We start from the raw sequence: 13,068 nt of genomic DNA on the forward strand, positions 1-13,068 counted from the left end.
CATTTCCCTATTTTACTTATTCCATTTTCTTATTTTACTTATTCAATTTCCTTGACTACTAACACATTGTCACATATTCTTCAACGATAGACTTTTAAACCTGTTTTGTGTATGTAATCAATTTACTTTAATGAATCAAATGATTTGATTCATTAAGAGTGAATCAATTTTTAAAACAATAGCATCCGAAGGTTTCTCTGGATTTTACAGGGTCCTGAAATAATACGTAAAATATTATAAACTAACAGAAAATTCGGAGTCTCGTTATACCAATCAAATAAACTCAACGTGTTTTTGAGTATTGAACACAAACTTAATATATCCGTTAGTAAGAAAATAATAATGTTGTCAAGTAAATATATTATCTAAGTGTTCAATTTCTCGCAGGAAATTTTAAGGTTTTTTCAGCCCCCCAAGGAGTACAAAGGATTATCAGAAAAAAATAGTTAAAGACAAAAATATAAAAATCATTACCTGTTCAGGACAAATACGGGATAATGACAGAGGTATAGAGAATGGAAATGGATAATAAAAAGCGATATATTGGAGAAAGGATATATCAATACACGAAGCTGAATTTGAAGCAAAGTAAAATTGCCTGAAAAGCAGGAGCTTTAATATCCATTCCCATCAGGACGAATAAATTTACAAACCTATATATAGAGCTATAACTGACATAGTTTACTACATCAGTAGAGGTGGTAATTTATGGTATCCATCCGAGCTAAAATTAAATCCAGACTAGAGAAATTTCTTGAAGTTGATTCCAATGGATATCGAAGGGCAATACTGTGTATCTTCATCAAGGTAAAAAAAGCAACTATTGATGAGCTGCATGAAATGCTTTCAAGTAGATATAATGTATCAAGGAATACAGTAGCATCCATGGTAGGGTATATTCATTCGAAACTTGGAATTCTGAGGGCACATAAGGAGTCCTACAAAACCCCGATGGTTTATCTTTTAAGGGAAGAGTATATAGACCTGCTTATGAAGATAGTTTCTTCACCCACAAAAACATCTACTGACTCCTCAGTCTGAAAAGCTTACAACTTCAAGCCCAATTACCTGATAGACAATGTCACTTGTGAAAAACGCACCCAGAACAGCAACTACTATCGTTGTACGATCGGATGCCAATACCCGTATAAGTCACTCAAGAGACCCATACTATAATCTTATGCGGCGTATTTTCCAGGAAGATGCCACTGCCGTTAGAGGCCAAAAATTTCTGTCAATGGTTGAAGAGCGGCAGGCAGCAGGCAATGCGATCCGAACCGATGAATGGAAGACCATTCTGGAAGAGCTCCAGATAGGCCGTGCCTCTTTTTATTCTATGCGCAATAAGCTTCTCGGGGCCGGGCTTATCTCTATTAAAAACAGAGAATACAGACTTTCCGGCCAGTTTACGAAAGACCTTATAGATATGGCCCGCTGGTGGTGGACAGCTGTCCTCAATCAGCCTGAAGAAAGCCTTTGACTTGATACCAATAATAGAAACTTTTGGCCAGAATAACTTTTTTTTCTCAAATTAGACTATTTAAAATTATAATACATTATAGATTGAGCTTCTTCCTGAACCTTTAAAGAATTCAAAGCGCTCAGCCGAAAGTTATATATATATAATCTTCCTTTAGAAGATACGCTTCAGGGCGCAAGAATCACGCCCCACAGCGAAAAATCATCGAAGCCCGGTAGTGTAGCGGTCAATCATGCGGGACTCTGGATCCTGCAACCTCGGTTCGAATCCGTGCCGGGCTACTCTATATTTTGAAAGTTATAGTCTTTTGACTGAAAGGCGAAAGTTTTATTCTTGTTTTTGATCTTTAATATTCTTGTTTTTGATCTTTAATATTATTTTTGTTTTTGATATTTAATATTTAACCTTTTCTGTAATTTGATAATTTGAGACCTGCTTTTATAGACCTGCATACTGCAGGAGCAAAAACGACACCATTCCACGATATCACCCCTCGTATTATCAAAAAATGCGGCTGTACAATGACCCGTTCAGTGAGTTTCAGATTTTTTATGAGGGCAGATTGCTGAGATTTACAGGTCTACAGCTTGATCTGAAATACCTTTAAGGTGATAACGGCCAGGTTCTGAACCTTCGAATTTCAACTGGATAGATTTCTGAACTTTTTTAAAACCATTTTTTAGGTCTCTTTTTAAAAACGTGTTTGACCACAAATTAACAAAGTATATAACATATAAGTCAAATAAAATAATTAGAGAGAAAGAGTGATTTAAAGGGGTTTTAAAGTGATGGGCTTATTTTCCAGAAAGGCATCAATCGGGAATAGAGTCAATCTAACTTTGATCAATGGAAGTGTGTTTGAGGGAGAAATAGAAGGTATTGGTGAGGATTTCACCATAATTAAGACAAAAAGAGGGACTGCCGGCGTATATTATAAAATGATAGGGGCATGGGAAATCTTATTAGACTCAATTTCAGACCAGGGCTTGGAAGGACCTTTAAGTAATATGGACCCGAGCTCTAAACCTGTAGAACTGAGTGTAGAACCTGCACTGGAATCTGCTTATCCCGGATCTGCAAACGAGAAAATAGGGCAGCCTCAAAATCCTGAAACTGGAAAAGAAACGTCAGAAAACGAAGACGAAGATCATAATCTGATTGAGAGTCAGATCGAAGAAGTTCTCGGAGATTTTAAAGTAAATGTAGCCTCTGCAAAGCTGACACTTAATGGGCCGGATTTATCATTTCCCTTAAACAGCCTTGATTCAACCCATCTGCAAGAAGACAAAAAGAAGTGGGACAAAATAAACAGCCAGTACCAGAACTGCATAAAAAACAAAAATTACTCTCCCCTATCTTCCCTGATTTCGGAATTATCGAAATTTGCTGAAAAATACCCGGATATTGGTGTTTTCCATTATAATGCAGGCTGCTGTCTGGCACATCTTGAGGCTTTTGAACAGGCTCTGGGCTATTTTGAAGAAGCATTCTATAGAGAACCCCTGCCTGAATATATCCATAATGCGGCATATGCTGCCCTTAAAATAAATAACTGTGAAAAAGCCCATATCAACCTGTCAGTATATTTTAACCTGATACTGCCGATAGAAGATCCTGATACCTGGTACATATTCTGCGTCCTGACTGAAGACGGGAGAAGGTACTCAATATTCAAGGACGTACTTCTTTCACTACTGAGCAAAAATGTCAGAGTTGAGGAAACTGCCGGGAAAGGGAATGAAAAGTATAATGATGATGTTCTCCCTCTTTTGTTAAAATCCTCTATTTATATTCTGCAAAGGGACAAAAAATACAGAGCAGCTGAATCTCTTATAACAGCCCTGCAAGAAAAAAACAGTGAGCACGAAAGTACTCGCCTGGAAAACGTGATATCCCTGTTTGATTCTGCTTTTAAAGACTATTCCGGACAAATATGTGTAGAATATGAAAAGCTTATAGGCTATGGAAAACTCATGGGCGTGTTGAAGGAATATAAAGGCTCCAGGATAGAAAAATCTGTCAATTCTTCTATCGAGTCCTTATCTATCGGCTCTCTTTTTATTAACTCCCCCTCCACTAACTCCTCATCTATTAACTCCCCTTCCACTAACTCCTCATCTATTAACTCCCCTTCCACTAACTCCTCATCTAATAACTCCCCTTCCACTAACTCCTCATCTATTAACTCCCCTTCCACTAACTCCTCATCTATTAACTCCTCTCCTCCCTTTATAAGCCCCTCTAACTCTTCTCTTATCCCTGAAAAGCTAAAACCTGCCCCGGATGAGGTGGATCTCCGTTCCGAAGATGATCACGACGATGAAACCAGGCAGTTAGAGAAAGATTTCTGCAGTAAAATTTCTCGCAGGCAGGGCCAGATTTTCAAGTATATTGCACCACAGGGTTACGGGTTTATAACAGGTCAGGATGGAAAAACATATTTTTTTCATGTCAGTTCAATAATCGACAGTTCAATATCTAACGTTGATTTAAAGAATGTATACTGGGGAGCTCAAATTCAGGTTGTGTTTCAGCCTACAAGAGGACCGCAGGGGGATATAGCTGTCCAGATCTCTGCATATCATGCAGTGAATGAGATGCAAAAGCTGGCTCTGCGATATGCGGATTCGGGAGATTTCGGGAAAGCAATAGAACAGATAGAGTATGTTCTCTCAATTGATTCGGAACATCCTGACTCAAGATCCCTTCTTGAAACCTGGAAAAACAAACAAAATAAAATTCTTGAAGAGGAAAAGTCCCTTAATGAGTTGATTGAAACAGAACCTGGCAACCCAGATGGCTGGCGTTTAAAAGCGGAATTTCTTATCAAACATAAAAGATATGAAGAAGCATTTTATGCGCTTGATGAAGTAATCCGCCTTACTCCGGACTTTATAAACACTCTTTCGTCAAAAAGACAGTTATCTTCTTTTAGCGAGCTATGTAATTTCAACCCGGAATATGTAAAAGCCCTGTGTAAAAAGAGTTTTGTGCTCTATCAATTAGGAAGGTATAAAGAGACATTAGAGATTGCAAATAAAGTACTTGAAATTGAGCCGGACAGTGTGGATGCTCTCCCTCTTAAAATTTCAAGTCTCCTGGAACTCCAGAGACCTCAGGAAGCCCTTGAGCTTGCGGACACCGCACTCGATATGGACCCGGAGAATAGTGAATTCCTTTTTTTGAAAGGAAAGACCCTTCTAAAGTTCCATAAATATGAAGAAGGGCTCGAGTACCTTGAAAAAGCATATCAGCTTACACCGGAAAACCCTGAAATAATGCTGAGAAAAGGATATGCCCTCTCCAAGCTAAACAGGTTTGAAGAGGCTTTAAAAGCCTATGATAAGATAATAAACCTTCAGCCGGATAATGCAAAAGCGCTGTCAAACAAAGGTTTCATCCTTATAATGACCGGAAAATACGACGATGCACTCAGCATGTATAACGGGCTGATACAGCTAAATCCTTTCAACCCGGTCCTCTGGTCAAAGAAAGGAGCAATCCTCACCAGAATGCACAGGTCAGATGAAGCCTTAAAAGCTGTTGACCGAGCTCTGGAAATTGTCCCTGAAAATTCGGATTCTCTTTTTACAAGAGGATACATTTACTCCAAAAACGGGATGTATGAGGAAGCATTGAGACATTTTAACAGCGTACTGGAACTCAACCCATATGACCAGAAAGCTCTTGCAAAAAGGGCCTTTATGCTTTCAAGGTTAGGTAGACACGATGAAGCATTTATGGCTATTGAAGACGCGCTTAAAATTAACTTGCATAACTCAAGAACCTGGTATTATAAGGGTGTCCTCCATTACAACACAGGAGAATACGATAAAGCACTTTCAGCTTTAAACAGGTCTGCAGAATTGAACCCCGAAGATACCCGGATTGAAAGAATGAAGCAGTTTACTCTTGTTGAACTTGGCATGCCTGAAGGAAAAACCGGAACTGGAACCAGTACATTGAAGGTTGAAGAAGAACTTTTTGATAGGGAACTGCAGGAAGAGTATGAACTGAAATTTGAAGATTAAACCCGCATAAGTCGAAAATAGGTATAGAGTTCCATTTAATGTTTACTGCAGAGGGTTTTTGAATATGGATCTCCCTAAAAATTTCCAGTGGTCTAGACCCACCTCTCAAATATTTTCTATTTAAGTCTCTCATTTTCTATTTAAGTCTCTCATTTTATTTTTTAAATCTCCCATTTTATTTTTAAATCTCATTTTCTTTTTAAATCCAGTATTTATTAATCTATTATTTAGTTTTAAATCCATTATTTAGTTTCAGATTCATTATTTATTTATTAAATATGTCATATTCATTGGTACGAAGCATAAACCCTGTCTACATGGATGGTTTCCATGTCTTTTGTAAAATTATCAAAATCTTAAGCTGAAAATATAGGAACTCTACGAGTTAAAAGTCAGGATAAATTGAAATGTTTGTAAAAAAAATTATAGTAAGAAAGATAGCAAAAACCAAAGAAAAGATGAGACAATCGTCTGTATAGAGTGATTTTATTCGGTTTTGAGCTTTTAAAAGCTATTTTAAGGAACCTGATAAAAGTAGAATACCCAGTATACTATCTAAATAATATTAGTCCAATGAGATAACTATTTATAATAAGTATAAGTAGTTAATACTGTAGTAAAAACATAAAACTACCTGAAGATAAAACTGCCTAAACATAAAATATCTGAGCATAAAACAACTTAAAACATAAAAAAACTTTACAGTGGGGGAAAAACATGAGAATAAGAGTAGTTAGTTCCAGAGAAGAAATCTTTACACTTAATCCGAATGAGCGTATCGTCCACCTGGCCTTCAGGCCTTCGAACAARGACATCTTTGGACTGGTTGAAACCTGCCCCAAGATTGAGGTAATCCAGTTACCCAAATCATACAGGCGCACGGTCTCAAAGTCCATAGAGATGTTCCTCCAGATGCAGAGAGTCCAGCTCCTTGAAGGAGATGTCTGGGGGCACAGGAAGGACATCAACGAATATTACAGCATTTCATCCTCGGTAATTGAAAGGATTAAAGAGATGAAAATCGAGGGCAAATCCTCCGAGGAAATCGAAAAAAGAGTTTCAAGGGAGAGCAAGTTGAACCCCGAAATGATCTCTTATATCCTGAATAAGGAAATCCCTGCCTGAATCCGTACATAATAAGGTGTGACCCTTAAGACTTTGCTGGAGATTAGACTGTACAGAGCATCGATTCCACATTTATTATCTAATCTCCAGTTTAAATCTTCTTTTGAAAAGAATAAGAAAATTGGATTCCGGGATTTGAAGCATCCATTAAATCAAAGGACTTTTGTACGTAACTGCTGCAACGGATGATATACAGTATAGAAATGTTAAGTGCCTTTTGCGTTATGGGACTCTGCATTAACCGCAGCTTTAAGAGCTTCCGATGTTAATATCCTTTAATCTCCCGATACTTCGCAAATAAAAGTGACTGGCTCCGGGATCTTTGATATACCTGCTGGTGTGTTTTTTAGTTATTAATAGCCCTTTCCCCTAATTCTTTCTGTCCGATGCTGTCTTCTCCCCATTTCTGTTTCATCTCCTCACTCCACTGAAGTTTATCCTCCCCAATCATAGATATTGGAATTGTAAAGACTTTTGCTCTTGTATTTCTGGGAGTGCTGCATTTTAACCATTTATACTGGTTTTTTTCAGCATCATACACAATGCAGTAATCAAGTTTAAATGCGCTTGGAATCTCTGAGGATTTATAGTAAACCTGCTTTAATCCTCCTTTTGGTTCCTTTCTTTGCCTGCTCTTTCCGCTTGTTATCTTGAGTTCTTCTTTTCTTATATCTTCCAAATACCTCAAGCTTCTTTCGACTTCACTTTTAAACATAATTATATGCCACTTTAGTGACAGCGAATATGGTTTTCTTAGAAGTTCATTTAATTCGGCTATCAGATCAGAGTCGTTTGTTGTGCTTTCAATTTCTTCCATTATTTCTTTCATTCTGGCCAGATTTGTCCTCTGTCTTTCTTGACTTGTTACCATAGCTATCACCACATTTTAACTTAAATTAAACTGTTAGTATGTTAACATCATGTTATTAAATTTTTCCATTAGTTGGGCTTTTGTTAGTTAGCCTAAAAGCGAATCTGACTACGAAAAGAAAAAATAAAAGAAAAATAAAAGTGTCTGAGAAATTAATGATATTGTTGTAAAATCTTTGTCAGGAAAGTGAATATGAAATAAATATGAAAGTGGTATGAAAGTGGTATGAAAGTGGTATGAAAGGGGGTATGAAAATGATATGAAAGTGAATAAGAAAGTGAATGTCAATGAATTAAAGAATTCTTCATCTGAACGTTAATTTTTCAGAATACATCAGTACTTACGTACCATCTCTTCTTGCCATTTCACCTCAGGCCATCCTTTTACGCCCCGAAGTCTATTTATTCTGTCCAGATAAATTACTATCTCCTCAGCACGAAAACCAAGTTCCCTGAGTACGCAACCCAGCACAGTACCAGTCCTGCCTATTCCACCCATACAGTGGACAACAATTCCCTTACCGGCATTTATTTCTCGTTTTATTACTTCGGTTGCTTCTCTTACAAGTTCCTCCTGCATTTGAGGGTTAATTGGGGGAAGACCGTGATGCAGATCTTCTAACTCTTCAGAAAACAGTACTTCGAGAGGATAGGGATTATATGAAACCTTTGAATCACAAAGACAGACAACTCCTGAGAAACCAGCGCCCCCTATGTTTTCCCAGGGCGTGCGCATCCCCGGATAAGACATGCCAGCAAGAAGCGCTGGCTCCTTAAGCACGACATACAAATTTAGCGGGATTCTGATGCCATCTATTACAGGCATTTCAAGAGGGCTCAATAGAGCAGGAACCATACGGAGGGTATGAAGCCAGAATATATAAATTCTTTATTCAGTTTTAAATTAATTTTGACATTAAAACCAGAAAAAGTCAGGCTCTGAGAAAATGGTAAAGCCTGTTATCCAAAAGAGTTATCCAAAAGAGTTATCCAAAAGAGTTATCCAAAAGAGTTATCCAAAAGAGTTATCCAAAAGAGTTATCCAAAAAATATACAGGGGTGGAGGTTAAGAAATTGCCGTTTTTTATTACCGACCCTGTAAAGTACCTTCCTGAAACTAAAATTGCTGATAAATTATAATCCAGATTTCAGATTCAACTTCGGGCGCTGGTTTTCACTTCCTGCTTCAGTGCTGTAGAAAGCAATATAGTTATTGTTTTCCGTGCGGGCTTTTATAAGGAAACCTGTATTTTCGTATTTACCTCTAAGGTACTCATTTACCAGGTCAGTTACATCCAGCTTATAATACCTGTTATCAGGAAGAATACTGCCTTTCAGGGTTATTGAAGCATAGGGAGTACTGCCCTGAGAAACGCCATTTTTATCGTACCAGTCCCCTCCGGGATTTTTCCAAGCAACACCTTTATCTTTTTTGTTCCAGCTAACATAATTTGGATTCCAGGTAGAAGCAGGCCTGTAAACCTCAATTACAGTGTCCTGAGGTCTTGAACTTCCTGCAGGATAATACCAGTAGAGAGAAAGATTTGCACTACTAATTTCAGCAGAACCGGTGTACTCGCTCAGGTCAAACCACATGACATCTCTGTACTTGCCAGTGCTCATTCCACCAACATCAATAAAGGAGCTGTCCTGATAGACTACTTCAGAGGAAGCTTCACGCAGGCGGTTATCCTTCGCACTGGTAACGGTTATATCCATAACAGGATTTACAGATGGCTTCTCAATTATAGTAAGCTCGGGTTTCTGGTTCTCATTTCCGGCTTCGGAACTGTAAAAAGCTATGTAATTGTTATTTTCAGTCTTTGCCTTGATAATGAATCCCGTATTTTCGTATTTACCGCTAAGGTATTCATTTACCAGGTCAGTTATATCCAGCTTATAGTACCTGTTATCAGGAAGGGAACTGCCTTTCAGGGTTATTGAAGCATATGGAGTGCTGCCCTGAGAAACGCCATTTTTATCGTACCAGTCCCCTCCGGGATTTTTCCATGCAACGCCTTTATCTTTTTTATTCCAGCTAACATAGTTTGAGTTCCAGGTAGAAGCAGGCCTGTAAACTTCAATTATAGTATCTTCTGATCTTGAGCTTCCTGCAGGGTAATACCAGTAAAGAGAAAGGGTTGCATTGCTGATTTCTGCAGAGTCTGTATATTCGCTCAGGTCAAACCACATGGCGTCCCTGTACCTGCCAGTACTCATTCCCCCAATGTCAATAAAGGAAGTGTTCTCAAAAACAGTTTCAGGGGAAGCTTCACGCAGACGGTTATCGTAGACTTTCCCTGTTACGGGTGAGGAACTTTTCTGTTTGATGACACTTATACTTGCTGTAGCCGAGTCCTTAAGCTTTCCATCGCTTACTTCAAAAGTTACGCTGTACTTTCCTTCCTGTTCTGCAGTCGGCGTCCAGCTGAAAAGGCCTGAATTACTGTCAAAAATTGCTCCTTTGGGAAGATTTGAGGCGGAATAAGTGAGGCTGTCTCCGTTTGCATCCGATGCGCTTACTGTAATGGTCAGGCTTTTTTCAGTTTCAACAGTGACTTCCTGGATGGGATTCAGCACAGGAGCCTGGTTGTTAATTGATGTCAATGTTCCGGATTTAGAAGCATACTTTGTGTTCCCAAAAGCCCCTATGTTAATCCTGTTTCCGTTGTCCTGAGGTTCTGCTGAATAGTCTGAAGAGCTGTACCCTGCGTCGATGCAGGGAGAACTTGTGCTGTCAGTTACCCAGCTGACTCCATTCCATCGTCCTGCTTTTGATTTCAGGTGATAGTCATGGTTAGTTCTATCAGCATACTGCGGATCTACTTTTATATCGGAGGACGATGCCTGAACATTTTTGTATTCTCCTCCTGTATTCCCGTAGAAGCAGTTGTTCTGCAGGACAAAAAAGTGGGTGTCTGTAAGTTCATTGTTAATACCATACCCGCTTCCTCCGGCTGAAGAAGATCTGGAGTTTGTAATTATGTTATTTCTTGCTGTAAGAACAAAGCCCGAGCCTGACGGTGCTGGAGAATATACGGTCTTCTGGACAATGCCAGCTCCATAGGCGCCATCGATTACATTGTTCTCAATGAGTCCACCGAATCCGTTGGATACGATTCCTCCTATTATACTGTTGCTGGATTTGGTTCCGGTATCATATATCTGGTTATGATGGATATGGACGTTTGCCGAAGAAGCGGAATAAGACCCTGATCCGAAAATCCAGATTCCGGCAAGAGCAGTTTTGTATATTACGTTGTTGTAGACCTCAATATCGTCCATTAAGGGAGTGTTATACTTCTGGATTTCAATCCCTGAGCCTCCGGAACCCTCCGACGTTATAACATTATCGTGGAAAGAGGCTTCGTTTGTGTTATATAACCTGAGGGCACTGTTTGTCCTGCAGGTTATTGTGTTGTTGTAGGCTTCCACGCCTGAACAGCCACTGGCATAAAGCCCATCATGCCCGAGCAGGTAAATTTTGTTGTTATAAAGCTTTACGCTGGTGCATTTATCAGCTTTCAGGCCGTCTCCGTGATTATTGGTCAGATACATATCATATACATTTAGATTCTGACAGTTGCTCAGGTGGATAAGGTTATAATACCCTTTTCCACTAACCACATTTGTATTACCTTCCCGGTTTCCGTCAATTGTAAAACCGTGGATGATGATGTCGTGGCTGCCAGAACTTCTGTCTTTGATCATCGGTTTCCAGGCTTCCCAGTTAGCATTGCTTACAAGCTTTATTTTTGCACTTGAGTCGCCCTCAAAGATAGTGTTGCTGCCTATCAGAAGGGTCTCATCAATGCTATATGTAAAAGGTCCCTTGAGATGAACAGTCGTATATGCGGAGTTTTCTGCTACGAATTTGAGAGCCTCGTTTATCTGTATGTGGTCGTCTTTTCCATCACAGTTGAAGTCCCCACTGCCGTCTCCGGTAACATAAACAACCGGTGCTGAACTCATGCATAAAGCTGCAGGAACGCCTGACAGGACAAGACAGTTTACTATGAAAAATATTACTAACTTTCGATTCAACAGAGCTATCACCTTTAATTATTGTTAAATAATTTCTGTTAAATAAAATTTAAATATACTTTGAAAAAATATACAATCTCTTCAAAATTGCCATATTAAAATATCTTGAGTAATCTGGTCTCGATTACTCACTCAAATGAATTTCGTTTTTGGGAGTCTATAATGTCGGATCTGACAGATAATATCCAGTTATAAACGTTTAATTCACAAAAGAAATCCTTAAAATGAATCCGTAAGAAGCTATTATCTTTGTATTGGATAGGATAAATAGCTCAGGACTGTTTCTTTTGCAGGACTTAGTCTATTGTTTTAACTGGCTCATCAAGTTGTAAACTGGATAAATAAATTTTATTACATTGCTTAAATTATTGAGTAAGTTGTGTAGTACTTTATTCATTATATTATAAAAATATTTGTGCAACCAGATAAATACATTTTATGAGTTCAGAAAAGGAGATCGTGTAGAAGCAGGAATGCAAAAAAATCATTATCGTTAGCATCTAAAAGTTCAGAACCGCAAAAAAGAAGTGTTTATTTCATAATGCAAATATCTGGAAAAATTTTAATAAAATAAGGTTTTTGTAGATCATACCTCAACGATTTTGAAATCATTCGTATAACTTTCAGAGCGGTTGTTTCAAAATCATTGAATTCTTTACCTTTAGATCAAGCATCTTCAGCTACTTTATACCTTCACTTATCTTCCACAGTGTCAGCACCTTCTTTTATCTTCAGCATCGCCAGGTATCTTCAGTATCTTCAATAGTTTCAGTCTTTTACCCACTCATCTAGAGATAGTAAAAAATCCGGGCCTGAGTATAAATTACTTGCTGATAGCTATTTCAATGCGTGTATCAGGAAAATAAAAGGTACACCTTCGGAGCTCAATGCGCTTGATCTTACAAGTAGGTCCTTTCTGAAATCTATCTTCAGGTCACTTTTGCAGGCCAGGATAAGCTTCCTATTAAAGATCTTAAGGCTACTATAGATTTTGCTTTATCTTCTCTTAAAGGTATGACAGCCAGATAGATTCAGGTAAAAGTCGAGATGAATAAAAGTGATTCACATTAAAGATCTTAAGCCAAAAACATAGAAAAAATAGTTTTGTTGTTTATAGTAAACAAAAAAAGATATAAACATAAATAAAGATTGCTATGGTGCTATATTTTTCTCCGAATTATCTATTCAAAAAATCTCTAAAAGGTTTTTTTCAATAAAACTATTTAATAGAAGATATATTGCTTTTTTCTGCTAACTCGTGTAATTATATTTGTAAATAATATTAAATATCATAGGATACAATTATTGTATCGAATCAATATTTTGTTACTCAGTTAGCTAAATTTTAGTAAAGTGAGTGATCGGGTGGGGATTATAAATATATCGCTCTTTTCAAAAATTAGTAAGTTGAGCGGTTGACGGTCGGTATTCTTAAGAAAATGGATATGTATTTTCGACTTTAAACTATATATTTTTTAAACAGTCGCGTGTTTTGCGGTAAATATAAATAGGTTAAAT

Annotated in this window: 7 protein-coding genes and 1 tRNA gene; 5 read left to right on the forward strand and 3 right to left on the reverse strand. The window is 38.0% G+C overall.

Features of this window, described 5'->3' with window-relative positions:
- Nucleotides 1-708: 708 nt before the first annotated feature.
- The 5 genes from FXV91_RS03300 to FXV91_RS03320 all read left to right on the forward strand — a co-directional run bounded on the left by FXV91_RS03300 (nt 709) and on the right by FXV91_RS03320 (nt 6,636).
- Nucleotides 709-1,041: a DUF2551 domain-containing protein gene (locus FXV91_RS03300; protein WP_229388287.1), complete on the forward strand. Its 333-nt coding sequence runs from the start codon at nt 709-711 to the stop codon at nt 1,039-1,041.
- A 37-nt stretch (nt 1,042-1,078) separates the two neighbouring features.
- Entirely contained in the window at nt 1,079-1,480 is a 402-nt protein-coding gene (locus FXV91_RS03305) for a hypothetical protein (protein WP_229388289.1), read from the forward strand.
- A gap of 208 nt (nt 1,481-1,688) precedes the next feature.
- A tRNA-Gln gene (locus FXV91_RS03310) sits at nt 1,689-1,761 on the forward strand.
- 507 nt (nt 1,762-2,268) lie between these two features.
- Nucleotides 2,269-5,511, forward strand: a complete 3,243-nt coding sequence (locus FXV91_RS03315) for a tetratricopeptide repeat protein (protein ID WP_229388604.1) — start codon at nt 2,269-2,271, stop codon at nt 5,509-5,511.
- A gap of 717 nt (nt 5,512-6,228) precedes the next feature.
- On the forward strand, nt 6,229-6,636 hold the full coding sequence (locus FXV91_RS03320; protein WP_229388291.1) for a DUF1699 family protein: 408 nt from the start codon (nt 6,229-6,231) through the stop codon (nt 6,634-6,636).
- Nucleotides 6,637-6,982: 346 nt separating this feature from the next.
- On the opposite strand, the gene FXV91_RS03325 is transcribed toward FXV91_RS03320, so the two are convergent.
- The 3 genes from FXV91_RS03325 to FXV91_RS03335 form a co-directional block, all read right to left on the reverse strand.
- Complete coding sequence (locus FXV91_RS03325) at nt 6,983-7,507, reverse strand: hypothetical protein (RefSeq protein WP_229388293.1); 525 nt, start codon at nt 7,505-7,507, stop codon at nt 6,983-6,985.
- A gap of 333 nt (nt 7,508-7,840) precedes the next feature.
- A complete protein-coding gene (locus FXV91_RS03330) occupies nt 7,841-8,362 on the reverse strand; it encodes a tyrosine-protein phosphatase (RefSeq protein WP_229388295.1) in 522 nt (173 codons plus the stop codon).
- A gap of 278 nt (nt 8,363-8,640) precedes the next feature.
- Nucleotides 8,641-11,478, reverse strand: coding sequence for a disaggregatase related repeat-containing protein (locus FXV91_RS03335; RefSeq protein WP_229388606.1), 2,838 nt, complete (start codon nt 11,476-11,478; stop codon nt 8,641-8,643).
- Between the last annotated feature and the right edge of the window lie 1,590 nt (nt 11,479-13,068).

It is taken from the genome of Methanosarcina sp. DH2, assembly GCF_020804225.1.
Taxonomy (GTDB): Archaea; Halobacteriota; Methanosarcinia; order Methanosarcinales; family Methanosarcinaceae; genus Methanosarcina.